The organism is Amycolatopsis lexingtonensis, assembly GCF_014873755.1.
GTDB classification, from domain to species: Bacteria; Actinomycetota; Actinomycetes; order Mycobacteriales; family Pseudonocardiaceae; genus Amycolatopsis; species Amycolatopsis lexingtonensis.
In genome coordinates this window covers 4,644,119-4,666,290 of record NZ_JADBEG010000001.1, presented here as the reverse complement: position 1 = coordinate 4,666,290, position 22,172 = coordinate 4,644,119, and the positions used below count along the sequence as shown (strand labels likewise).

The 22,172-nt window shown below is 71.7% G+C and carries 23 protein-coding genes; 8 read left to right on the top strand and 15 right to left on the bottom strand.

Going from position 1 to position 22,172, the window contains the following annotated elements; genetic code table 11:
- Positions 1 to 7: 7 nt before the first annotated feature.
- The 7 genes from H4696_RS20695 to H4696_RS20665 form a co-directional block, all read right to left on the bottom strand.
- A complete protein-coding gene (locus H4696_RS20695; RefSeq protein ID WP_086863690.1) occupies positions 8 to 2,362 on the bottom strand; it encodes an ATP-binding cassette domain-containing protein in 2,355 nt (784 codons plus the stop codon).
- Positions 2,363 to 2,387: 25 nt separating this feature from the next.
- A complete protein-coding gene (locus H4696_RS20690) occupies positions 2,388 to 2,801 on the bottom strand; it encodes a VOC family protein (protein WP_086863689.1) in 414 nt (137 codons plus the stop codon).
- A gap of 5 nt (positions 2,802 to 2,806) precedes the next feature.
- Entirely contained in the window at positions 2,807 to 3,064 is a 258-nt protein-coding gene (locus tag H4696_RS20685) for an AraC family transcriptional regulator (RefSeq protein ID WP_086863688.1), read from the bottom strand.
- On the bottom strand, positions 3,055 to 4,251 hold the full coding sequence (locus tag H4696_RS20680) for an MFS transporter (RefSeq protein WP_086863687.1): 1,197 nt from the start codon (positions 4,249 to 4,251) through the stop codon (positions 3,055 to 3,057). The genes H4696_RS20685 and H4696_RS20680 overlap by 10 nt, the downstream gene beginning before the upstream one ends.
- A gap of 32 nt (positions 4,252 to 4,283) precedes the next feature.
- Positions 4,284 to 4,694 (bottom strand): VOC family protein, encoded by a 411-nt coding sequence (locus tag H4696_RS20675; protein ID WP_086863691.1) that lies wholly within the window; start codon positions 4,692 to 4,694, stop codon positions 4,284 to 4,286.
- Between the two features lie 10 nt (positions 4,695 to 4,704).
- Complete coding sequence (locus tag H4696_RS20670; protein ID WP_086863686.1) at positions 4,705 to 5,148, bottom strand: helix-turn-helix transcriptional regulator; 444 nt, start codon at positions 5,146 to 5,148, stop codon at positions 4,705 to 4,707.
- Between the two features lie 298 nt (positions 5,149 to 5,446).
- Positions 5,447 to 6,325, bottom strand: a complete 879-nt coding sequence (locus tag H4696_RS20665) for a LysR family transcriptional regulator (RefSeq protein ID WP_086863685.1) — start codon at positions 6,323 to 6,325, stop codon at positions 5,447 to 5,449.
- A gap of 75 nt (positions 6,326 to 6,400) precedes the next feature.
- On the opposite strand from H4696_RS20665, the gene H4696_RS20660 reads away from it, so the two are divergent.
- Positions 6,401 to 7,888: an MFS transporter gene (locus H4696_RS20660; protein ID WP_225955756.1), complete on the top strand. Its 1,488-nt coding sequence runs from the start codon at positions 6,401 to 6,403 to the stop codon at positions 7,886 to 7,888.
- Positions 7,889 to 8,187: 299 nt separating this feature from the next.
- Here H4696_RS20660 and H4696_RS20655 read toward each other — a convergent pair whose 3' ends face one another.
- From H4696_RS20655 to H4696_RS20635, 5 genes are read right to left on the bottom strand one after another with little or no spacing between them, the layout of a single operon-like run.
- Positions 8,188 to 9,621: an NAD(P)/FAD-dependent oxidoreductase gene (locus H4696_RS20655; RefSeq protein ID WP_086865694.1), complete on the bottom strand. Its 1,434-nt coding sequence runs from the start codon at positions 9,619 to 9,621 to the stop codon at positions 8,188 to 8,190.
- Positions 9,614 to 9,844, bottom strand: a complete 231-nt coding sequence (locus tag H4696_RS20650) for a ferredoxin (RefSeq protein WP_086865695.1) — start codon at positions 9,842 to 9,844, stop codon at positions 9,614 to 9,616. The genes H4696_RS20655 and H4696_RS20650 overlap by 8 nt, the downstream gene beginning before the upstream one ends.
- A 1-nt stretch (position 9,845) precedes the next feature.
- A complete protein-coding gene (locus H4696_RS20645) occupies positions 9,846 to 10,463 on the bottom strand; it encodes a ferric reductase-like transmembrane domain-containing protein (protein ID WP_086865696.1) in 618 nt (205 codons plus the stop codon).
- Positions 10,456 to 11,253: a DUF4142 domain-containing protein gene (locus H4696_RS20640; RefSeq protein WP_086865697.1), complete on the bottom strand. Its 798-nt coding sequence runs from the start codon at positions 11,251 to 11,253 to the stop codon at positions 10,456 to 10,458. Before H4696_RS20640 ends, H4696_RS20645 begins: the two co-directional genes overlap by 8 nt.
- Positions 11,237 to 11,833, bottom strand: coding sequence for a COG4315 family predicted lipoprotein (locus H4696_RS20635; RefSeq protein ID WP_192782448.1), 597 nt, complete (start codon positions 11,831 to 11,833; stop codon positions 11,237 to 11,239). The genes H4696_RS20640 and H4696_RS20635 overlap by 17 nt, the downstream gene beginning before the upstream one ends.
- Positions 11,834 to 12,062: 229 nt before the next feature.
- On the opposite strand from H4696_RS20635, the gene H4696_RS20630 reads away from it, so the two are divergent.
- The 3 genes from H4696_RS20630 to H4696_RS20620 all read left to right on the top strand — a co-directional run bounded on the left by H4696_RS20630 (position 12,063) and on the right by H4696_RS20620 (position 15,095).
- Positions 12,063 to 12,623, top strand: a complete 561-nt coding sequence (locus tag H4696_RS20630; protein WP_086861153.1) for a sigma-70 family RNA polymerase sigma factor — start codon at positions 12,063 to 12,065, stop codon at positions 12,621 to 12,623.
- 7 nt (positions 12,624 to 12,630) lie between these two features.
- On the top strand, positions 12,631 to 13,419 hold the full coding sequence (locus H4696_RS20625; protein ID WP_086861155.1) for a zf-HC2 domain-containing protein: 789 nt from the start codon (positions 12,631 to 12,633) through the stop codon (positions 13,417 to 13,419).
- Positions 13,420 to 13,694: 275 nt separating this feature from the next.
- Positions 13,695 to 15,095 carry a DUF1996 domain-containing protein gene (locus H4696_RS20620; protein WP_086861157.1) on the top strand — a complete coding sequence of 467 codons (1,401 nt, stop codon included), beginning with the start codon at positions 13,695 to 13,697 and terminating at the stop codon, positions 15,093 to 15,095.
- A gap of 752 nt (positions 15,096 to 15,847) precedes the next feature.
- Here H4696_RS20620 and H4696_RS20615 read toward each other — a convergent pair.
- Positions 15,848 to 16,912 (bottom strand): Lrp/AsnC family transcriptional regulator, encoded by a 1,065-nt coding sequence (locus H4696_RS20615; protein ID WP_225955753.1) that lies wholly within the window; start codon positions 16,910 to 16,912, stop codon positions 15,848 to 15,850.
- A gap of 68 nt (positions 16,913 to 16,980) precedes the next feature.
- Between H4696_RS20615 and H4696_RS20610 the strand changes: the two genes are divergently transcribed.
- Genes H4696_RS20610 through H4696_RS20595 form a run of 4 tightly spaced genes read left to right on the top strand, consistent with a single transcriptional unit; the run spans position 16,981 to position 20,988 of the window.
- Positions 16,981 to 18,174 (top strand): M20 metallopeptidase family protein, encoded by a 1,194-nt coding sequence (locus H4696_RS20610; RefSeq protein ID WP_086862324.1) that lies wholly within the window; start codon positions 16,981 to 16,983, stop codon positions 18,172 to 18,174.
- A gap of 5 nt (positions 18,175 to 18,179) precedes the next feature.
- Positions 18,180 to 18,377, top strand: coding sequence for a DUF4175 domain-containing protein (locus H4696_RS20605; RefSeq protein ID WP_143265208.1), 198 nt, complete (start codon positions 18,180 to 18,182; stop codon positions 18,375 to 18,377).
- Positions 18,374 to 19,789, top strand: a complete 1,416-nt coding sequence (locus H4696_RS20600) for a sodium:solute symporter family protein (RefSeq protein ID WP_086862326.1) — start codon at positions 18,374 to 18,376, stop codon at positions 19,787 to 19,789. The genes H4696_RS20605 and H4696_RS20600 overlap by 4 nt, the downstream gene beginning before the upstream one ends.
- Positions 19,786 to 20,988 carry a metal-dependent hydrolase family protein gene (locus H4696_RS20595; RefSeq protein ID WP_086862327.1) on the top strand — a complete coding sequence of 401 codons (1,203 nt, stop codon included), beginning with the start codon at positions 19,786 to 19,788 and terminating at the stop codon, positions 20,986 to 20,988. Before H4696_RS20600 ends, H4696_RS20595 begins: the two co-directional genes overlap by 4 nt.
- Before the next feature lie 5 nt (positions 20,989 to 20,993).
- Here the strand turns inward: H4696_RS20595 and H4696_RS20590 are convergent, their stop codons facing one another.
- The gene (locus H4696_RS20590; protein ID WP_086862328.1) at positions 20,994 to 21,344 is read right to left on the bottom strand and encodes a DUF2255 family protein; all 351 of its coding nucleotides are present in this window, start codon (positions 21,342 to 21,344) and stop codon (positions 20,994 to 20,996) included.
- Between the two features lie 5 nt (positions 21,345 to 21,349).
- Entirely contained in the window at positions 21,350 to 22,147 is a 798-nt protein-coding gene (locus tag H4696_RS20585; RefSeq protein WP_086862329.1) for an alpha/beta fold hydrolase, read from the bottom strand.
- Between the last annotated feature and the right edge of the window lie 25 nt (positions 22,148 to 22,172).

Below are 22,172 nucleotides of genomic sequence, written 5' to 3'. Positions count from 1 at the left end.
GCTTCGGTCAGGCGATGTACTCCGCCAGGTGCCGGCCCGTCAGGGTCTTCTTCCGCGCCTTCACCAGCTGCGCCGGCGTGCCCTCGAACACGACCTTCCCGCCGTCGTGGCCCGCGCCCGGGCCGAGGTCGATGATCCAGTCCGCGTGGGCCATCACCGCCTGGTGGTGCTCGATCACGATCACCGACTTGCCCGAGTCCACCAGCCGGTCCAGCAGGCCCAGCAGCTGCTCGACGTCGGCCAGGTGCAGGCCCGCCGTCGGCTCGTCGAGGACGTACACCCCGCCCTGCTCCGCCATGTGCGTCGCCAGCTTGATGCGCTGGCGCTCGCCGCCGGAGAGCGTCGTCAAGGGCTGGCCCAGCGTCAGGTAGCCGAGGCCGACGTCGGACAGGTGGGTCAGGATCTTGTGCGCCGCCGGGGTTTTCGCGTCGCCGTCGGCGAAGAACTCCAGCGCTTCGGCGACCGACATCCCGAGGACCTCGCTGATGTCGCGGCCGCCGAACGTGTATTCCAGCACCTCGGCCGAGAACCGTTTGCCGTCGCACACTTCGCACGGGGTGGCGGTGCCGGCCATGATGCCGAGGTCGGTGTAGACGACGCCGGCGCCGTTGCAGTTGGGGCAGGCGCCTTCGGAGTTGGCGCTGAACAGCGCCGGCTTCACGCCGTTGGCCTTGGCGAACGCCTTGCGGATCGGCTCCAGCAACCCGGTGTAGGTGGCCGGGTTGCTGCGGCGCGAACCGCGGATGCCGGCCTGGTCGACCGTCACCACGCCTTCGCCGCCGGACACCGAGCCGTGGATCAGCGAGCTCTTGCCCGAGCCGGCCACCCCGGTCACCACGACCAGCACGCCGAGCGGGATGTCGACGTCGACGTCCTGGAGGTTGTGCGTCGAAGCCCCGCGCACCTCCAGCACGCCCGACGGCGAGCGCACGGACGGCTTCAGCGACGCCCGGTCGTCGAGGTGCCGCCCGGTCAGCGTCCCGCTCTTGCGCAGACCGTCCACAGTGCCCTCGAAGACGACCTCGCCGCCCGCGGAGCCGGCCCGCGGCCCGAGGTCGACGACGTGGTCGGCGATCGCGATCGCCTCCGGCTTGTGCTCGACGACCAGCACCGTGTTGCCCTTGTCCCGCAGCTGCAGCAACAGCTCGTTCATGCGCGCGATGTCGTGCGGGTGCAGCCCGATCGTCGGCTCGTCGAAGACGTAGGTGACGTCGGTCAGTGACGACCCGAGGTGGCGGATCATCTTGGTGCGCTGGGCTTCCCCGCCGGACAGCGTCCCGGATGGACGGTCGAGCGAGAGGTAGCCGAGGCCGATCTCGACGAACGAGTCGAGCGTGTGCTTCAGCGCGTCCAGCAGCGGCGCGACCGACGGCTCCGAGAGCTTCCCGACCCAGGCGGCGAGGTCGCTGATCTGCATCTCGCACGCGTCGGCGATGCTGAGCCCGTCGATCTTCGACGACCGGGCTTCCGCCGACAGCCGCGTGCCGCCGCAGTCAGGGCAGCTCTGGAAGGTCACCGCCCGCTCGACGAACGCGCGGATGTGCGGCTGCATCGCATCGACGTCCTTGGCCAGGAAGGACTTCTGGATCGCCGGGACGAGCCCCGTGTAGGTCAGGTTGATGCCGTCGACCTTGATCTTGGTCGGTTCCTTGTAGACGAGGTCGGCGAACTGCTTCTTGGTGTACTTCTTGATCGGCTTGTCCGGGTCGAAGAAGCCGGAGCCGCGGAAGATGCGGCCGTACCAGCCTTCCATGCTGTAGCCCGGGATGGTGATCGCGCCTTCGTTGAGCGACTTGTTCTCGTCGAAGAGCGCGGTGAGGTCGATGTCGTTGACCTTGCCGCGGCCTTCGCAGCGCGGGCACATGCCGCCGGTGATGCTGAAGCTGCGGCGCTCCTTGATCCGGCGCCCGCCCTTTTCGATGGTCACCGCACCGGCGCCGCTGATCGAGGCGACGTTGAACGAAAACGCCTGCGGGGAACCGATGTGCGGCTTCCCGAGCCTGCTGAACAGGATGCGCAGCATCGCGTTCGCGTCGGTCGCGGTGCCGACGGTGGAGTGCGCGTTCGCGCCCATCCGCTCCTGGTCGACGATGATCGCGGTGGTGATTCCGTCGAGGACGTCGACGTCGGGCCGGGCCAGCGTGGGCATGAAACCCTGCACGAAGGTGCTGTAGGTCTCGTTGATCAGCCGCTGCGACTCGGCCGCGATCGTGCTGAACACCAGGGAACTCTTGCCGGAGCCGGAGACCCCGGTGAACACCGTCAGCCGCCGCTTCGGCAGCTCGACGCTGACGTCCTTGAGGTTGTTCACGCGAGCGCCGTGGACGCGGATCAGGTCGTGGCTGTCGGCGGTGTGGGTCATCGGGGTTCTCCAGCGTTCGGTGGGATCAGCGCACTTCTTGGATGCGGACGAGGTTGCCCGCCGGGTCGCGGAAGGAACAGTCGCGGATGCCCCACGGCTGGTCGGCCGGTTCCTGGACGACTTCGGCGGCGCCGGCCTGCACCCGCGCGAAGGTGCCGTCCAGGTCGTCGGTGGCCAGGTTGACCGCCGCGAAGGTGCCCTTGGCCATCATTTCGGTGATGGTACGGCGTTCTTCGTCGGACAGGCCCGCGTACGCGGCACCGGTCGGCTGCAGGACGAGCGCGGTGTCGGGCTGGCCCGGCAGGCCGATCGTCAGCCAGTGCTGGCCGCCGTAGTCGACGTCGTTGCGGACTTCGAAGCCGAGGGGGTCGCGGTAGAAGGCGAGCGACGCTTCGTGGTCGTGGTGGGGGAGGAACGTCTGGTGAATGGTGAGGTTCATGGGAATCACGCTACTTTCGCCCGCACGGGGCGGGCTTCTCGATTCCTGACCGCTTCGGCGGCCCGCCGGTAATCGTGCGGGGAAAGGCCGTAAGCCTCCCGGAACCGGCGGACGAATTGCGCGACGGGCAGATCCACGACGCGAGCCAGTGCTTCGACGTCGAGCGGCTGCGCGCATTCGCGGTCGATGCGATCGCGCACGCGGCGCAGCAGCACCAATTCGGCCAGGTGCGTTCGCGCGGCGGCGGCGAGGCTCAGGCACATGTCGGTTCCCTTTCCGCAGTGCGGCCGAGCACCGCCCGGGCCGCGATCGGGAGCAGCAGGAGGGTCAGCACGCCGGACAGCACCAGCCCGCCGGAGCTGCCGGCCAGCTCGATCAGCGGCCCGCCCAGCGCCAGGCCGAGCGGGGCGGCCACGGTCGCGCCGGTCGTCCAGAGCGTCACGACCGGCTGCTGTTCGGCGGGGGCCAGCCCGGCTTGGAGGAAGCTGTAGGCGACCGGGGTGAACGGCGCGTACACCAGCCCGCCCAGGCCGAAGACGAGCAGCGCCACGGTCAGGTCGCCGGTCAGCGCGAGGCCGATCGGGCACAGCGCCCACAGGCCGATGATCGCGACCAGCAGCGGCCGCTGCGGCAGGTTCCGCAGCCGGCCGACGAGCGCGGCGCCGAGGAACGCGCCCGCCCCGAGCGCGCCCCAGAGCCAGCCCAGCCCGGTCGCGCCGGCGTGCAGCGTTCCGCTCACGTAGAGCGGGAGGGCCACCTCGATGGGCATGTAGAGGAAGTTGAAGAAGAACTCGACCACCAGCAGCCGCGCGGCCACCGGACGGCGGCGCAGGATCCGCCAGCCCGAGCTTTCGGGCCGCTCCGGCGGTTCGGCGGGCTGGGGGACGCACGCGAGGGTGGCCGCCAGCAGGACCAGCGCGCCGCACGCGTCCAGGAACAGCGCGAGGCTCGCACCCGCGGTGGCGACGACGATGCCGCCGAGCACCGGCCCGGCGATGTAGAGCGCGAACGTCGTGTTCAGCCCGAGCAGGCCGTTGACCGAGAACCGCCCGGCCTCGCCCGCGGCCGACGTCGCCAGCACGCGGCGGCTGCTCGCCCCGGCCAGCCGGAAGGTCGCGCCGAAGAAGAGCCCGGCGAGCAGCACCGGCAGGGTGAGCGTGCCGGTGGCGGCCAGCACCCCGAGCGCGGCGAACGTCAGCGACCGCAGCACGCAATCGGCGACGAGCAGCGTCCGCGGCGGCACGCGCACGCGACCCAGCCCGATGGCCAGCGCCAGCGCGGTGGACAGGACGAACGGCGCCGCCTCCACGAGCCCGATGGCGATCGCCTTCGGCACGCCGCCGGGCAGGGACAGCGTCTGCACCGGCATGGCGACCAGCAGCATGCCCGTGCCGACGCCGGCCAGCAGATCCCCCAGGAGCAGCCCGGCGATCCGCCGGTCGCGCAGCACCTCGCGGTAGCCGTGCGGGGCCGCGGTCGTGGTCAGCGCAGTTCCTGGATGCGCAGCAGGTTGCCGGCGGGGTCGCGGAAGGAGCAGTCGCGGACGCCGTAGGGCTGCTCGATCGGCTCCTGGACTACCTCGGCGCCGCCCGCCTGGAGCTTCGCGAACAAGGCGTCGAGGTCCTTGGTGGCGAGGTTGACCCCGGCGTAGGTGCCCTTCGCCATCATCTCGCCGATCATGCGGCGCTCGTCGTCGGTCAGCCCCGGCGTCGCGGTCGGCGGCGTCAGCACGATCGAGGTGTCCGGCTGGTTCGGCGGCCCGATGGTGATCCACTGCATCCCGCCGTACTTGACGTTCTGGCGGACCTCGAAGCCGAGCAGGTCGCGGTAGAAGGCGAGGGAGGCTTCCGGGTCGGTGTGGGGCAGGAAGCTCGAGTGAATGGTGACGTCCATGGCCGTCACACTATGTGTGCGCCTGCGGTCGCGCTTCTCGATTCCTGATCGGTCTGGTGACCTGTTTGGCGACGCACGGCGGCATCCCGACGGTCGCCTCCGCCTCCTGCTCCCGGTAGACGCTCGGGGGCAGGCCCACCAGCTCGGCGAACCGGGTGCTGAAGGTGCCGAGCGAGGAGAACCCGACGGTGAAGCAGACCTCGGTGACGCTCAGCTCGCCCTTGCGCAGCAGAGCCATCGCCCGTTCGATCCGCCGGGTCATGAGGTACGAATACGGTGACTCTCCGTAGGCCTTGCGGAACTGCCGGCTGAGGTGCCCGGCCGACATGTTCACCCCGCGCGCGAGGGCCTCGACGTCGAGAGGTTGTGCGTACTCGCGGTCGATCCGGTCCCGGACCCGGCGAAGCAGCGCGAGGTCGCGCAGGTACTGCGCCGAGGCGGCGGTGCTGGTCACGGAAGAATCGTGCCACACCGGAGGGCTTGCGCGGAGCGAATCGGCCCGGCGTTGGTCAGCTGAGTGCGGCGCGGACCCGCTGTCATGAACGACTCGTTCATGACAGCCGGACCGGGGCCCGGCAAAGTCACGCGGCCAGGCCATTCTGCCGCCGGTGACCCGCTCGCCCCACGTCCTGAATGACTCATTCAGGTCTTCGGAAGTCCTGAATGAGTCATTCAAGACGCTGGTGCCGGGCTGCGACCTGCACCGACGCGACTTTGCCGGAGCCATGACATCCGGACCGGACCCGCTCGGGTCAGCGGAGCGCGGTGGTGATCGTCTCCCGCAGCCAGCGTTGTGGCGGGTCCGCGTCGAGCCGCGCGTGCCAGGACAGCCGGACCTCCACCTCCGGCAGCTCCGCCGGCACCGGGAACCACCGCAGGCCCAGCGCCGGGCCGTGCTGCTCGGCCAGGCGCTGCGGCAGCAGCCCCACGTAGTCACTCGACGAGACCACCAGCGCCGCCACCGCGGACGTCGGCACGACCGCCGCCACCCGCCGCTGCAACCCCGCTGCCGCGAGGACGTCGTCCAGCGGGCCGCGGGCCCGGCCTCGCCGCGACGCCGACACGTGCGGGTGGCGGCACAGCTGCGCCAGCGTCGGACGGCGGTGCCTGCCCAGCGGGCTGGCCGCGCGCACCGCCGCGACCAGGCGTTCGCGGTAGAGCACCGTGCTGTGGATGTCCGGCGCCGCGTGCTCGCCCACGCCGATGTCGAGGTCGATCGAGCCGTCGCGGAGCGCCTCCGCGCTCTCCGTCCCCTCCGCGACGAACCGCAGCGTGACGCCGGGCGCGGCCGCCGCCGTCGCTTCGGCCGCCGCCGTGGCCAGGGTGGCCGCCACGCCGTCGTTGATGCGGATCGTGAACGTGCGCTCCAGGTCGGCGATCGCCACCTCGGTGCTGATCAGCGCCGACGCCTCCTCCAGCAGCGACCGCACGCGCGGGGCGGTGCGCAGCGCGAACGGCGTCGGGGCCATCCCGCGGCCGGCGCGCACCAGGATCGGGTCGTTCATCGCCCGCCGCAAGCGGCCCAGCGCGCGGCTGGTCGCCGGGATGGACAGGTTCAGGCGCTCGGCCGCCGCCGTGACGCTCCCTTCCCGCAGCAGCGCGTCGAACACGCGCAGGAGGTTCAGGTCCATGGTTGCACTGTACGCAAATCTGTCTTGCCGAAGTTGCGTGGCACGACATCCCGCGGCGTCCTTAGCGTCGGCCGCATGGAGTTCAAGAAACTGGTCGCCCTGATGTGCGCGTGCGTCGTGCTCGTCGTCGGGATGGTCGCGGCGGTCAACCTCGCCGTCCCGATGCTCGCCGCGAGCGCGCTGCACCCGTCCGCGTCCGCCCTCGTCTGGATCGTCGACACCTACGTCATCGTGTTCGCCTGCCTGGTGATCCCCGGCGGCGCCGCGGGCGACCGGTTCGGCCGCAAGGGCGTGCTGCTGGCCGGTCTCGTCCTCTTCGCGGCGGGCGCGCTGCTGTCGGCGGTCGCGCCGGACGTCGTCGTCCTGCTCGGCGGCCGGGCGCTCACCGGCGTCGGCGCGGCCGCGGTGCTGCCCAACTCGCTCGCCGTCCTGCTGCACGCCGCGCCCGCGGACCGGAAGGCGGCCACGATCGCCACCTGGGCGTCGATGACCGGCATCGGCGGCGTCGCGGGCAACGTCGGCGGCGGGCTGGTCCTGTCCGGCGGCTCGTGGCGCTGGCTGTTCGCCGCCGTCGTCCCGATCGCCCTCGCCGCGGCCGCACTGGTGGCCCGCAAAGCACCGGTGTCCTCGCGCCACGACCGCCCGCTCGACCCGCCGGCCGCGCTGCTGCTCGTCGGCGCGTCGGTCGCGCTGCTCGTCGGGATCGTCCAAGGCCCGGAAGCGGGCTGGGGGAGCACGGTCGTCGTGACCGGGTTCGCCGCTGCAGCCGTCCTGTTCACCGCCTGGACGCTCCGGGAACTGAAGGCCGGGCACCCGCTCCTGGACCCGCGGCTGTTCCGGATCGCGGGCCTGCGCAGCGCCTGCCTCGGCCTGACCACGGTCTTCTTCGGCATGTTCGCGCTGTTCTACGTCAACGCGTCGTTCCTGCAGTACGCCAAGGGGTTCGGCGTGCTGGGGACCGGGCTGGGGATCGTCCCGCTGACCGTCCCGATCATCCTCGGCGGACGGCACGTGGGGCACCTGGCCCGGCGCGTCGGCCTCGACGCCACGGTGGCGCTCGCCTTCGCGTTCGTCGGCGGCGGGCTGCTCGGGCTGTCCACGAGCGACGCTCAGACGCCGTACGCCGAGTACGCGGCCTGGCTCGTGTGCACCGGGATCGGGGTGACGCTGGCGCTGCCGACGCTGTCCGGCGTGATCGCCGGCTCGCTGCCGCCCGCGCAAGCCGGCGTCGGCACCGGGCTGCAGGCCACCACCCGCGAGTTCGGCAGCGCGCTCGGCGTCGCCGTCGCCGGCACGGTCATGACCGCCCGGTTCGCGGACGCGCTGCCGGCGGACGCCCGCGGTTCCCGCACCGTCGCGGAAGCGCTGGCCAGGACCGGTCACGCGGGGGACGTCGTCACGGCGTTCGTCGAAGGCACCGACGCGGGGCTGCGCGTGGCCGGGATCGCCGTGCTGGTCCTCGGCTCTCTGGTCGCCGGGGAAGCCTGGCGGCGGAGACCGTCCCGGGGGTTCCCGTTCCCCCGGGACGACCGTGCACCGGTGCAACCCCGACCGGAGCCGTGACGACCTTCCCGGCGGCATACCCTTCCGCCGCGAAGGCCCCCACGGTTCCGTGTGCCGTGGCGGGGAACCCCGTCACGGCGTCGACCCCGGGCCCCCGCCCGGTGCGCCGGAAGAAGGCCACCCCGGGGGCGTCGGGTTCCCTCGGGATGGCCCTCTCCTGGCCCGCCGGGCGCTCGAAGCGGTACGCGAGGCGGGCAGGGGGACGTTGGGGCCGGCCACCACACCGCCCAGCCGCGGAGGGGGCGTGGTGACCGGCAAGGGGACGAGGGCCGCCGCGCGCAGCCCCGCCCCGGCTTTCACTACCTCCCCATCGGGATGGCCATCGTCGGCAGCGCCGCACCGGGTTGCGCGGCGAACGCCGTGGTCGGCGGCGTCGGCAGGGCCTGCGCGGGGAACGCCGTGGTGGGGATGTCGTTGGCGAACTCGCTCTCGAACTCGCGCTCGAAGGCCTGGTGGTCGAAGCCGCTGTCGAACTCCGGCGGCACCTCGGCCGCCGGCGCGGCGACCGACGGCTCGGCCACCGGGACCTCCGCGACGGGCACGGGCTCCGGCTCGGGCACGTAGTCCGGTGCGGGCAGCCGCCGGTCGAGCTCGGCCATCCAGTCGAGCATCGCCCGCGGCTTGTCCCACGAGGAGATGCCGACGAGCCTGCCGTCGCGGATGAACCCGGTGATGCCGTCGGCCAGCGACACGGTGTCCTCGGCCAGCGAAGGCATCCCGCACATCTGCAGCCGGGTGTCGTACAGCGTCGACCAGGCGCGGGGGAGCGGGGTGAACGGCTTCGCGCTCGAGTGCCCCATCAGCAGGTTCTCCGCCGCGTGCCGGGCCGACTCGACGGCGTTGATCCAGTGCTCGACCCGCCGCGGGGTCTCGTCGAAGCGCAGGTTCGGCCAGCGCGCGATGTCACCGGCGATGACGACGTCGGAGGCGCCCTCGGCGAACAGCTTGGAGTCGCACAGGACGCCGTCGCTGATGTCGAGGCCGGAGCCGCGCATCCAGTCCACCGACGGGACGCTGCCGATGGCGAGCACGACGACGCTGGCGACCAGCAGCTGGTTGTTCGTCAGGTGCAGCCCGACGGTGTCCTTCGTGCTGATCCAGTGCCGGACCTCGCTCTTCATCGCGAGGTTCGCGCGGTGCTCGTGGTGCGCCTCGACGATGCCGCTGGAGACGCGGTCGCCGAAGCGGTGCAGCGGCGCCTTCGCGTGCCCGACCAGGGTGACGTCCCGGCCGATGTGCCGCATGCTCGCGGCGAACTCGTTGCCGATCAGGCCGGCGCCGATCACGACGGCCGGCTTCTTGCTGGCGTTGAGGCAGCGCCGCACCGCCATCGAGTCCTCGACCGTGCGCAGGATCCGCACCCGCGGGTCGTGCCGCGGCGCGCCGGGCAGGTGCCGCGGGTAGACGCCGGTCGCGGCGATCAGGCCGTCGTACCAGAGGGATTCGCCGCCGGGCAGGTGCACGACCCGCTCGGTGGTGTCCAGGTGCGTGACCCGCGCGCCGAGCCGCCAGTGCACGTCGAGGTCGGGCAGGTAGTGCGACAGCCCGACGTCGCTGGGCCGCTCGGTGCCCATCACCAGTGCCTTCGAGATCATCGGCCGGTGGTAGGGGCGCCGCGCCTCGTCGCCGATGAGCACGATCTCGCCGTCGAAGTTCAGTTCCCGCAGGCGTTCCGCGGCACGCAGCCCGGCGACGCCCGCACCGACGATGACGATCCGGTCGCCGTCAGCCATCGAGGTCCCCTCTCATCACGACCGCCTGCATCGGGCAGCAGCGAGCGGCCATCTTCGCCTGTTCCATGGTGGTTTCGTCCAGCAGCCGCGTGTGGAAGCGCAGCCGGCCGTCCTGGCCGAGGTCGAACACGTCCGGCGCCTCCATGGCGCAGATGCCGTAGAGCTCGCACCGGTCGTTGTCGACGCTGATCCGGGGCCCGCTTCCGGGCAGTCGGAAGGGCATGTCAGGCCACCTGCTCTTCCACGAGTCCGATGCGTTCGAGGGTGCGCGCGGGCATGAACCGCAGCAGCGACACCGTGGCCGCCGGGATGAGCAGCGTGATGCCGCCCAGCCAGACGACGGCGAGGTGGCCGTTGGCGATCGAGCCGAACCAGGCGTGCACCGCGGTCAGCGCGACCGCCGGGTACGCGCAGCGGTGCAGCCACAGCCAGCGGCGGTAGGAGGTGAACCGCTGCAGGCCCGCGGTGAGCGCGATGGCGAGCATGACCTCGAAGCCGACGATGCCGGCGATGTGCCTGCCTTCCTGGCCCGCGAGGAACGGGAGGAAGAGGTACTGCAGGCTGTAGGGCTGGATCGTCAGGTAGAAGAAGCCCAGTGCGTGGATGCCGCCGAAGATCAGCGTGCCGGTCGCCAGCACCATGTGCGAGCTGCGCAGCGCCTTGCGGCCGGTGACCGAGCGCACCCAGCCGGTGGCGGTGAGCACGCCCCAGGTGAGCGTCAGCATCATGGCCGCGTACGACGCCCGTGCGGCGAACGCCGCGAGCCCGCGCGCCGCCGGGTCCGTCTTCGGCTGGAACTGCTGCGTGAGGAAGATCGTCGCTTCGTGCCAGGTCTCAACCATGGCTACCCCCGGTTCTCACGGCGGCCGGCCGGCGGGACGCCCTGGCCCGGCCACGATTGCCCTTGATCTGGCGCAGCACGTAGAACAGGCCGCCGCCGACCAGCAGGAACAGCGCTCCCACCACGGCGATCTGGGACGTGTCGAGGCCGAGCGGCTGCCCGACGGGCGCCGCGGTGGTGGAAACCGCCGGCGTGGGCAGGGCGGTGTAGTCGACCATCCCGGTGCTCTCGAGCATCGTCATGTGCCGCATCACGGCCTGGTTGCCGACGGTCGCGAACGCGCGCACGTCGTCGTTGCGGGTGCCGGCGCGCAGCTGCGCGAGGATCGCGAACACCTGGCCGTGCGCCGCGCGCAGCCGGTTGGCGAAGATGCGGTCGAACTCCGGACCCGGCGACGCGTTCATCTCTTCGGCGAGCCAGCCGAGCTGCTCGGCGGACGGCTGGTCGGGCACCGGCGAGTTCAGCTTCGCCGACAGCGCGCGCGTGGCCACGTCGAGGCGGCCGTGGTCCATCATGATCGCGAAGCCGACGGACTGGACGAGCGGGCTGCCCTTCTGCATCGCCATCATGCCCGAGGGCATTTCCCAGAGCCCGGCCTGGCGGACTTTGGTGAGCAGCACCGCGTCGGTGTCGGACACAGACGCGGTCTGGGCGGTCGAGGTCACGGCCACCGACGCGAGCAGGGTCAGCACCGCGACCAGCACGAACAGGGTCCGCACCAGAGGCCGGGAGCGGTCGGCGGCGGGCCGGAGCGCGAAGTCCGGCCCGGCGAACTCAGACGCCGAAAGCACTTTGCCTCCACTGGTCCTGGGTCAGCGTGATCTTGGTGCCGTCCGGCGCGATCGGGTACCAGGCCTGGTCGGCGCCCTGGCCGGAGGTGTCGGCCGGTTCGCTGTCGCCGGTGAAGTGGTACAGCGGCCAGCCGGCCAGGGTGAGCTGCTGGGTGCCGTCGTCACGGGTGATCCGGCCGATCAGCGCCTGGTCGACGTCGACCGGGGGCAGGGTGCCGCCGGCCTTGACCGGGATCCACTTGGCCGCGCACGCGCCGGTGCAGTTCGACCGCGAGGGGTCGGTCGTGTCCTTGTCGTAGCGGTAGATGGTGAAGCCGGTGCCGTCGACGAGCATGAGGCCGAGGTCGAACGTCTTCGCGGCCCTGAGCTGGCTCTTCGCCGGATCGTTCGGCGTGGCGGTGATGGGCTGCGGCATCGCGATGGTCATCGGGGCCTGCATACCGGGCATCTGCATCCCGGCGCCGCCGCCGGCGTAACCGCCGGCCGAGGTGGTGGCCGCGCCGGCGGTACAGGCGGTGAGCAGGGCGAGTGCGGTGAGGCACACGGCGGCGGGGACCGCCGTTCGGGGAATGCGGATCACTGCTCCTCCGGAGGGCATGACTACGCGCTGTACCTTGAGGTGCAACGGAAAAGCGCGCGAAGGATCCACAGTGGACATTTGGTCCGGGGTGGATGCGGAGCGTTGCGGGGGACAACGCCTTGTCGGGGTCTTCGGTAGGGGATACGGACACGGTACGGAAACGGTTCAAAAAAGTTTCGGGACCGTTTGGTACTGGACTTGGGCCGTGTGGAGCACCAGGATGTCCCGCGTGGGACGGCACACCCGAGCGCTGAGACCCGTTCAAGATCAGGAAGTCGTTGGTGAGCTCAACGACGCCTCCGATGATCTGGCGAAAGCGCTCTACCAGGAGTTCGGCGGGTCGCTGATGGCGTTCGCGCTGCGGCTGACCGGCCACGACCGGCAGTGGGCCGAAGACGTCGTCCAGGAGACCCTGATCAAGGCGTGGCGGAACGCGGACAAGCTCGACCGCCGGCCGGAGATGCTCCGTGCCTGGTTGTTCACGGTGGCCCGCCGGATCGTGATCGACGGCTGGCGCAGCCGCAGTGTCCGGCCCCAGGAGCTCGAAGAGATCGAATCCGACGCGATCGCGGTGTCCGACGAGTCGGACCGGACGCTCGCCGCGATGATCGTTTACGAGGCGCTGCAGGGCCTTTCGCCCGAGCAGCGGGAGGCCATCCAGCAGACCTACCTGCGCGATCGGACCGTGAACGAGGTCGCGGCGACCCTCGGCGTACCGCCCGGCACCGTCAAGTCCCGCATCCACCACGCCGTCCGCGCGCTGCGCCGGGCCCTGCGTGAGCGGGGGTGAGGTGAGGGTGGCCGGGTCCGCACACACCGATGTCGCCGCGTACGTGCTCGGCGTCCTCAGCGAGGCCGAGAACACCCAGTTCGAAGCCCACCTGATGAACTGCCCGCACTGCCAGCTCGACCTGATCGAGCTCTACCAGCTGCCGGACGTCCTCGACCTCGTCAAGCGCAGCTGGCCGGAACCCCCGATGCCCGCTCCCGGCCCCCGGACCCTGGCGCCCGGGCCGCGCGTCCTGCGCGGCCTGATGGAAGAGGCCACGGTGAAGCGCCGCCGCCGCAAGCGCCTCGGCCTGCTGGCCGGCGCCGCGGCCGCCGCCCTCGTCGTGGCCGGCCCCCTCGTGACGCTGGCGGTCCGGCCCGCCGACGCCGTCCCGCCCGCGTCGCTGGCCGCGCCGAGCAGCAAGCAGGCGCCGCCGGAGACGGGTGTCCTGGCGACGAGCGTGCCCCCGGCGCCCGCCACGCCGCCCCAGCCGGGTGGAGGCCAGACCTACGGCCGCGGCAGCGGCGGGTCCGCGGTCAACGCCCTCGTGACGGTTTCGCCGGTGGAGTGGGGCAGCCGCGTCGAGCTCGAGCTGCGCGGCATCGTCGGGCCGGTGAAGTGCCAGCTGGTCGCGATCTCCACGGCGGGCGACGAGCGCGTGGTCTCCAGCTGGTCGGTGCCGCCCAAGGGGTTCGGCATCCCCGGCTCGCCCGAACCGTTGCGGCTGCAGGGAACCATCTCACTCGCGATGGACCAGATCGCCCGCTTCGAAGTCCGCGGTGACGACGGTTCGGTCCTCGTTTCCGTGCAGCGCTGACTCTTTCTTTCCCGATAACGCCATGACCTGGATGAATGCTGCCCGGTTGCGTTCTGCTTGATAACGAACAGATAACGGACCGGTCGCTTTTGAACCTCAAGGCGCTGGGGTCCGTATCCCCCAATGCATCCCCCGATGCGTCCCGACGCGGCGGAACCACCCCACCCGACCCCCGGTTCCGCGCGAATCTCGACGTCAAAACAACGGTAGTTCTTGCCCGGGCTGCCGCGCTGCTGAAGCGCGCGCCCGGAATAACGAACGAGGTGAACTAGTCTATGGCCCGGAATTCTCGGTCCCCCGTGACGGGCAAGCACCGCGTTGCCCGCCGAACCAAGATCGCGATGGGTGCGATCGGCCTGGCGATCGCCGTCGGCGCACTGGCCGTCGCGGTCTCCGCGGGCCGCACGGGCGAGGCCAGCGCGGACCCGGCGGACCCGTCGTTCTTCATCGACATCAACAAGGTCCCCGCCGGCAACAACGTCAACGCGGCGTTGAAGAAGAAGGGCGCCCAGGGTTCCTTCACCGTCGACTGTGGAACGAACGCGGACGGCGCGCACCACAACCCGGACAACTTCATCGCCCAGCCCGGGATCAAGAACGGTGCCCAGCACCTGCACGACTACGTCGGCAACGTGACCACCGATGCCGATTCGAACCTGAAGAGCCTGCTCGCCGGCGACACCACCTGCAAGAACGGTGACCAGTCCGCCTACTTCTGGCCCGTCATCCGCATCGACCGCGAAGACGCCGCGGCCAACGAGAGCGAAAACCAGCAGGCGCAGCAGAAGCAGCGGGGCAAGACCGGCGACGTCCAGCAGGACCAGAGCGGGCAGGACGCCCAGGCCGCGCAGGACGCCGGTCAAGGGCAGGACCAGAACGCGCAGGACCAGAACGGTCAGGACCAGCAGGACCAGAACGCGCAGCAGGACCAGAACCGGCGCGACGGCGGCGGTGGCGCGCGTGGCGGCGACCGCAATGCCCAGCAGCAGGACGGTCAGAACCAGCAGGACCAGCAGCAGAGTCAGGACCGCCGTCGCGGCGGAAAGAACCAGGGCCAGAACAACAACCAGAGCAGCAGCGCCGCGGCACCGCCGGCCGAGGAGCTGGGCGGTCCCCAGGGCGCGAACGAAGAAGTCGGCGACAACGACGGCGAGATCCTCGAGCCGGAGTCGGCGACCCTGAAGTTCATCGGCGGCGGGGCCCAGCAGGTCACCGCGATGCCGCTGGGCCTGCGCGTCCTCTACGGCGACGCCAAGCAGAGCACCAACGGCCCGGCGAACGCCCGGCCCAGCTGGACCTGCACCGGGTTCGAGGACCGGCTGACCGACCTCTACCCGATCTGCCCGCAGGGCAGCAAGGTCGAGCGGATCCACGCGTTCCCGAACTGCTGGGACGGCAAGAACACCGACAGCGCCAACCACCGCACCCACATCGTGTTCGCCGACCAGCAGGGCAAGTGCCCCAAGGGCTTCAAGAACGTGCCCCAGCTGCAGGTGACGCTGGTCTACGACGTCCCGCAGGACGTCCAGCGCAACGGTCAGTACAAAGTGGACGCGTTCGCCCAGGAGAAGCACAACCCGCGGTCCGACCACGACGACTTCGCGAACGTGATGAACCGCAAGATCATGGGCCGCCTGGTCAACTGCATCAACTCCGGCAAGGCCTGCGCCGAATGACGACGACCGCGTTCACCGGGTCGCACCCGGTGAACGCGGTTCCGGTCCATTCGCGACAGTGACCCGCGGGTGACCGTGCTCCGAGCGAGCACCGGCCCGCCCCACGAACCCCGGCCCGGCGGACCCTTCCCTCCACCTCACCCCCCTTTCGGTCCGCCGGGGCGGTGGCACCACCCCGAAGAACCGCGGGACCCCCCCCGGGTCCCGCGCCCCGAGCCCCGGCCCGGTGGACGCTTTCCCTCCACCTCACCCCCCCCAGTCCGCCGGGCCGGGATTCTTCACCCCACCCCGATCCGGCCCGGCCGGGTCAGCGAAGGAGGAACGCGGCGGGAGTCGCTCCCGCCCCGCGAGTTCCGGCCCGGTGGACGTCTTCCCTCCACCTCACCCCCGCGTCCACCGGCGCCGGAACTCCGCCCTCCCCGAAGTACCGACCGAGCAAAGTGGACAGACCCGGAAGCCCCGGACTTTTCGAGTCCACTCCGGCGAACGAACTTCATCCCCGGCTCCCGCTCGCGAAAGCCGGGATCCACCTCGGCAACGTGAGTCCCCGGCAAGCGAACTCCAGGCTCGGCAAGCGGAATCCACCTCGGCCGCCCGTCCCGGCAACCGGGATCCGCCCTCCCAGCCAAGCGAACTCCGGCCCCTCAGCACGCGAGCCCCCGGCGCCGGTCGACGGCCCCGCTCACCCGGCAGGCCCCCGGTAGCCCCCCGAAACCCCGGTCCGGTGGATGCTTCCCTCCACCTCACCCCCCTCATCCCCCGGGCCGGTCCCCGTCGCGGTCCCCGTGCTCCGGCACGGGGACCGCGGCCCAGAAGTCCAGCGGCACCCGCCCCACTCCGCGTCCGGACGCGTCGAGCAGGCGGCCCATCAGTTTCACGCTCCGCAGCGTCACCGCCCGGCCGGTGATCTCCAGCCACGGCAGCTTCGCCGCCAGCAGCGCCTCCACCGCCACCGTGTCGTGCTGGGAAGGCAGCCACAGCACCAGCATCAGGTTGGCCACCCCGGTCAGGGCCGCGCACATCCGCACTTCCGGCAGCATCGCCAGCGACCGCGCGGTCGACTCCAGCTTGTCCGGCGGGACGCGCAGCCACAGCGTCACCGTGACCGGCGCCGGCGAGGCCGCACGCGCGATCTCGCACCGGACGCGGATCGCGCCGCGCCCCAGCAGAGCGTCCAGGCGGCGCCGGACGGTCGTGGCCCCGACGCCGAGTGATGCCGCGAGCGAAGCCGCCGACGCGCGGGCGTCCGCGCCGAGGGCCAGGATCAGCGCCCGGTCCGCGTCGCCGAAGCGCAGAGGCGCGCGATTTCTGGGCGGCTTGGCCGAAAGCGCCTCGCGCTCGCCCGGCGAAATCGCCCGTACCCGCCAGCGGCTGCCTTCGGTGAACATCCGCGGCGACAGCACCGTGCGCGCCCGCACCACGCCGGGCACCGCCGCCACCCGGGCCGGCACGTGCGCGCCCAGCTCGCGCAGGGTCGGCGTGACGACGTGGGCGAGCAGGTCGCACGGCCCGGCCAGGTACTCGACGGTGGCCACGTGCGGGTCCGCGGCCAGCGCGGCCGCCACCGAAAGCGCGGTGCCGGGCGCGCAGTCGATCTCGACGAACGCCAGCGACAGCCGCGCGGTCAGCTCGCCGCCGACGTACGCGGTGAGCCACGCGTCGCCGCGTTCGACCAGTGCGTCCCAGCGCCGGGCGGCGGTCACCGCGCCCACGCCGAGCGCCTGGCCGAGCGTCGACCAGGACGCCCGCGGCGCGGCCTGGAGCGCGTCGACCAGTTTGAGGTCCTGCTCGGCCAACATGGCGGATTCTTCGCTCATCGGGCCCCGCATCGGTGGTTCCGGTGTTTTTCCCCGGCCATTGTGCTCGACACTTGCATGATCAGCGGATGACCCTGCGCTCGGACGCCGCCGCCCTGCTCGACGATCTGGTCGCCCTCCGCCGCGACCTGCACCGCATCCCCGAGATCGGCCTCCACCTGCCCCGCACCCAGGAACGGGTCCTCGCGGCGCTGGACGGCCTGCCCCTCGAAGTGAGCCTCGGCAAGAACCTGTCGTCGATCACCGCCGTGCTCCGCGGCGGCAAGCCCGGCGGCACGGTCCTCCTGCGCGGGGACATGGACGCGCTCCCGGTCACCGAAGCCAGCGGCGAGGAGTTCAGCTCGACCGTCGACGGCGCGATGCACGCGTGCGGCCACGACCTGCACACCGCCGGCCTGGTCGGCGCGGCCCGGCTGCTCGCCGCCCGCAAGGACGAGCTGCCCGGCGACGTCGTCTTCATGTTCCAGCCCGGCGAAGAAGGCTGGGACGGCGCCGGGCACATGATCGAGGAAGGCGTGCTGACCGCGTCCGGCAAGCACGTCGACGCCGCGTACGGCCTGCACGTCTCGGCCGCGAGCTACGCGAAGGGCCACTTCGTCGCCCGGCCGGGCACGCTGATGGCGGCGTCGGGCGCCCTCGCGGTCCGCGTGCTCGGCGACGGCGGCCACGGCTCGTCACCGCACGACGCCCGCGACCCGATCCCGGCCGCCTGCGAGATGGTGACCGCGCTGCAGACGATGGTCACGCGCACCTTCGACGTCTTCGACCCGGTGGTCGTCACGGTGGGCACGTTCCACGCCGGCACCCGGCGCAACATCATCCCGGACGACGCGAAGTTCGAAGCCACGCTGCGGTCCTTCTCGCCGGAAGTCGCGGCGCGGGTGGGGGAGCGCGCGGTCCAGGTGTGCCGGGGCATCGCCGCCGCGCACGGTCTCGACATCGAAGTCACCTACGAGCCGGAGTACCCGGCGACGGTCAACGACGCGGCCGCGTACGACTTCGTCGCCGGCACGATCCGCGACGTCTTCGGCGAGGAGCGGTTCACCGAGATGGCCGATCCGATCACCGGTTCGGAGGACTTTTCCCGCGTGCTGGAACGGGTTCCCGGCGCGTACCTCTTCCTCGGCGCCTGCCCGGGCGACCCGGAAACCGCGCCGGACAACCATTCGCCGCGGGCCCGCTTCGACGACAGCGTGCTCGGCGACGGCGCCGCGCTGCTGGCCGAGCTCGCCGTCCGCCGCCTCGGGCTCCTGGCCGGGTGAGCGGCGTGCGCAGCTACCACTGGCCGCCGCTGCTCCCGGTCGTCGCGCTGGTCCTGATGCCGTTCCTGCCGTTCGTCAACACCACCGGGCTGTGGCTCGGGCTGCCGCGGATGGTGGTGTGGGGCGCGTTCTGGTGCCTCATGTTCACCCCGGCGCTGCTGCTGTCGGAACGCCTGATGCGCGGACGGGAGGACGAACGATGATCCTGGCCTTCACCCTCGCCGGCATCCTGCTGATCGGCGTGCTCGGCTTCGTCGGCCGCCGCCGCCCGGCCACGGACCTGGCGGAATGGACCGTCGGCGGTCGCCGCTTCGGCGCCGTGACGATGTGGTTCCTCCAGGCGGGGGAGGTGTTCACCACCTTCACCTTCCTCGGCATGGCGGGCCTCGCCTTCTCCGGCGGTGTCGCCGCGATGTACGCGCTGCCGTACGTGCCGATCGCCTACGTCGTGCTGTTCTTCCTCGCGAAACGCCTGTGGACGATGGGCAAGGAGCGCGGCTACCTCACCCAGGGCGACTTCCTCGAGGACCGCTACGCCAGCCGGGCGCTCGGGACGCTGTCCGCGGTGCTCGGCGTCGTGTTCGTGCTGCCCTACCTGCAGCTGCAGATCACCGGGCTGGGGCTGATCGTCCGGCTGGTCACCGGCGACAGCGCGTCCGGGACGCTGAGCATGGTCGCCGGCAGCGTGCTGGTGGTCGCGTTCGTGCTGTGGGCCGGGCTGCGCGGCGTCGCGGCGACGTCCTACTTCAAGGACGGCATCATGCTGGTCGCGCTGGTGGTGCTGATCATCGCGGTGCCGACGCACTTCGCGGGCGGCATCGGGGGCGTGTTCCGCAAGATCGAACAGCTGCACCCGGAGAAGCTGATCGTCCACAGTGGACTGAACGACCACGTGTGGTTCGTGACGAGCATGCTGGTCAGCGCGATCGGCGTCGGGCTGATGACGCTGCCGCACTCGTGGCCGGCGCTGATGTCCGCGCGCGACCCGAAGGTGCTGCGGCGCAACTACGCCTGGATGCCGGTCTACGAACTGTGCCTGCTGCTGCCGATGGTCGTGGGGTTCGCCGCGATCCTCGTGGTGCCCAAGAGCAGTGACCCGAACGGCGTACTGCTGACGCTGTCGAAAGACGCCCTGCCCGGCTGGGTGACCGGCATCATCGTGGTCGCCGCGACGGCCACCGCGATGGTCCCGGCGGCCGGGATCCTGATCGGCATCTCGTCGCTGGTGGCGCGCAACATAGTCCGCGTCTCGAGCGGCCGCAAGCAGTTCTGGATCAACCACGGCACGGTTGTGCTCGCGAGTACCCTTGCCCTCGTGCTCGGCATCTTCCGGCCGGACCTGCTGGCCAACCTCCTGCTGCTGACCTATTCGGGGTCGGTCCAGCTGGCCCCGGCGAACCTGCTGGGCTTCCTGAAGCGGGTGCCCGTCGGCAAGGGCCCGGTGTTCGCCGGGCTGATCGCCGGCGAGCTCGTGGTGCTCTGGCTGACCTTTGTGGACAAACACCTCGTCGGCACCGTCAACGTCGGCCTGGTCGGGCTCGGCGTCAACGTCGTCGTGCTCGCACTGGCCGCGGTGGTCGCGCCGCGGAAGACTGCTCTCGTGGAGGCGGCGTGACGCGCACGGTGTTCACCGGTGGTTCGGTCTTCGACGGCACGGGCGCCGAGCCGGCGGCGGCCGACGTCGTCGTCGAGCACGGCCGGATCGTCGACGTCGGCACGGACCTCGACGGCGACGAGAGCGTCGACTGCGCGGGCGCGGTGCTGCTGCCCGGGCTGTTCGACTGCCACGTGCACGTCACGGTGTCGGACATCGGGCTGCTGGCCCGCGTGCAGAAGCCGTTCTCCTACCAGTTCTACGAAGCCGCGCGGAACCTGTGGGCGACGCTCGGGCTCGGCATCACGACCGTCCGGGACGCCTCGGGTGCGGACCTCGGCATCAAGCAGGCGGTCGACGACGGGCTGATCCCGGGCCCGCGGCTGCAGATCTCGATCGGGCTGATCAGCCAGACCGGCGGCCACGGCGACGCCTGGCACCCGTCCGGGCTGTGCGTGCCGCTGCTGGTGCCGCACCCGGGCCGCCCGGACGCCACGGTCGACGGCCCCGACGAGATGCGCCGGGTGGCGCGGACGCTGCTGCGCGCGGGCGCCGACGTCCTCAAGGTGTGCACGACCGGCGGCGTGCTGTCGCCGCGCGACGACCCGCGCCACTCGCAGTTCACCCCGGAGGAACTGGACGTCCTGGTCGCCGAGGCGTCGATGCAGGGCCGCCCGGTGATGGCCCACGCCCAGGGCGCGGCGGGCATCAAGAACGCGGTCCGCGCCGGCGTCCGGTCCATCGAGCACGGCATCCACCTCGACGACGAGGCCATCGAGCTGATGCTCGGCCACGGCACCTGGCTGGTGCCGACCCTGATCGCCCCGGTCAACGTGGTCCGCGCGGCCGACGCGGGCGTCGACCTGCCGGCCGCGGTGGTGGCGAAGGCGCGCGAAGTGGTGGAGATCCACCGCGATTCGGTCCGCCGCGCGTACGCCGCGGGCGTCCGGATCGCGATGGGCACCGACAGCGGCGTGGGCCCGCACGGGACGAACCTCGAGGAACTGGCCCTGATGGCGGCGTGCGGCATGACCCCGGCGGACGTCCTGGAGGCGACGACGTCCTCGGCGGCCCGCCTGATGGGCCTGGACGGCGAGCTGGGCCGCCTGGCACCGGGCCTGCGCGCGGACGTCGTGGTGGTGGCGGGCGACCCGTACGACTTCCCGGCGCTGGCGTCGAACATCCGCGAGGTCTGGAAGGACGGCGTCCGGGTGGTCTGAGGGGGTTATCGCGGGTCGAGCCGCAGGGTGGTCGCCGCGGCTTCGGCGGTCACCATGGCGTCGGTGCCGCCGCCGGGGTACTTGGCGCGGTAGGCCGCGTCGACCTCGGCGGTGGTCTCCGGCGCGGCCTCTTCGATCGTCACGTCGGCGGCCAGGCCGGGCACGCGGATCCGAGCCCGGCGCGACCGCAGGGCGGCCCCGAACCAGCCGGTGTCGCGCCGGTACCAGGTGCGCGCGTACGCGTGCCCGCCGGTGCAGACGACCCAGATCGGCGTCCACCGCGGCGAGCCGCCCTCGACGGTGATTTCCAGTTCCCGGGCTTCATCCAGGAGCGGCAGCTGCTCCGGTGACCACATTTCCGTCAGACCTCCGGGCCGAGCAGTTCCCGCAGCGCGGCGGCGAACTTCGCCGGGTTCCGCTGCGGCGCGAGGTGCGCCCCGGGGACCTCGGTGAACGGCAAACCCAGTTCCAGCGCCAGGATCTTCGCCGGCTGGTAGTGGTAGCGCCCGCGGCTGCCTTCGCCCGCCACCGGGAAGATCTCCGTGCTCGCCCGCCGCAGGGCGCGCAGGTCCGGCAGGTAGTCGAAGAACTCCGTCAGCTCGCGGTCGAAGAGGCGGATCCAGTCGGCCTCGTGCGGCAGCCGCAGGTTCGGCAGGTCGGGCAGTGCGGCGCCCGCGATCGCGTCGGCGAACCGCGTCACGGCGGCCATCAGCTCACCGGACCGGGCCAGGCGGACCTGTTCGGCCGCCGCTTCGAGCCAGCCGCCCGCGTCCGGCATCAGGTGCACCGCCGGGGGTTCGTGCGCGACGAAAGCGCTCACCCGGTCCGGGTGGCGGGCGACGAGGTCGAGGCCGATCAGCGCGCCCGCGCTCGTGCCGAACACCAGCGCCGGGCCGTCGGTCGCGTGCTCGAGGACCGCCAGCGCGTCGTCGGCCTGCAGCGGCACCGGGACCGGGCCGGTGGTGGTGTCCGTGCTGCCGAAGTGCCCGCGCCGGTCGTAGGTGATCACGGTGTAATCCGCGTAGAGCTGCTTCGCCAGCGCGCGGTAGGAATCACCCGCCCCGGTGCCGCCCGGGATCAGCAGCAGCGCCGGGCCCTCGCCGCCGCGGCGGACGAGGAGCTCACCGTCCTGAACCGGGCAGCGGCTCTCCGAGATCATGCATCGAAGTGAAGCACAAGCGCCA

Bases quoted from the DNA above. Each gene is read 5' to 3' on its own strand.
- H4696_RS20695 (WP_086863690.1), bottom strand. From the start codon at position 2,362: ATGACCCACACCGCCGACAGCCACGACCTGATCCGCGTCCACGGCGCT.
- H4696_RS20690 (WP_086863689.1), bottom strand. From the start codon at position 2,801: ATGAACCTCACCATTCACCAGACGTTCCTCCCCCACCACGACCACGAA.
- H4696_RS20685 (WP_086863688.1), bottom strand. From the start codon at position 3,064: ATGTGCCTGAGCCTCGCCGCCGCCGCGCGAACGCACCTGGCCGAATTG.
- H4696_RS20675 (WP_086863691.1), bottom strand. From the start codon at position 4,694: ATGGACGTCACCATTCACTCGAGCTTCCTGCCCCACACCGACCCGGAA.
- H4696_RS20665 (WP_086863685.1), bottom strand. From the start codon at position 6,325: ATGGACCTGAACCTCCTGCGCGTGTTCGACGCGCTGCTGCGGGAAGGG.
- H4696_RS20660 (WP_225955756.1), top strand. From the start codon at position 6,401: ATGGAGTTCAAGAAACTGGTCGCCCTGATGTGCGCGTGCGTCGTGCTC.
- H4696_RS20655 (WP_086865694.1), bottom strand. From the start codon at position 9,621: ATGGCTGACGGCGACCGGATCGTCATCGTCGGTGCGGGCGTCGCCGGG.
- H4696_RS20650 (WP_086865695.1), bottom strand. From the start codon at position 9,844: ATGCCCTTCCGACTGCCCGGAAGCGGGCCCCGGATCAGCGTCGACAAC.
- H4696_RS20645 (WP_086865696.1), bottom strand. From the start codon at position 10,463: ATGGTTGAGACCTGGCACGAAGCGACGATCTTCCTCACGCAGCAGTTC.
- H4696_RS20620 (WP_086861157.1), top strand. From the start codon at position 13,695: ATGGCCCGGAATTCTCGGTCCCCCGTGACGGGCAAGCACCGCGTTGCC.
- H4696_RS20615 (WP_225955753.1), bottom strand. From the start codon at position 16,912: ATGAGCGAAGAATCCGCCATGTTGGCCGAGCAGGACCTCAAACTGGTC.
- H4696_RS20610 (WP_086862324.1), top strand. From the start codon at position 16,981: ATGACCCTGCGCTCGGACGCCGCCGCCCTGCTCGACGATCTGGTCGCC.
- H4696_RS20600 (WP_086862326.1), top strand. From the start codon at position 18,374: ATGATCCTGGCCTTCACCCTCGCCGGCATCCTGCTGATCGGCGTGCTC.
- H4696_RS20590 (WP_086862328.1), bottom strand. From the start codon at position 21,344: ATGTGGTCACCGGAGCAGCTGCCGCTCCTGGATGAAGCCCGGGAACTG.
- H4696_RS20585 (WP_086862329.1), bottom strand. From the start codon at position 22,147: ATGATCTCGGAGAGCCGCTGCCCGGTTCAGGACGGTGAGCTCCTCGTC.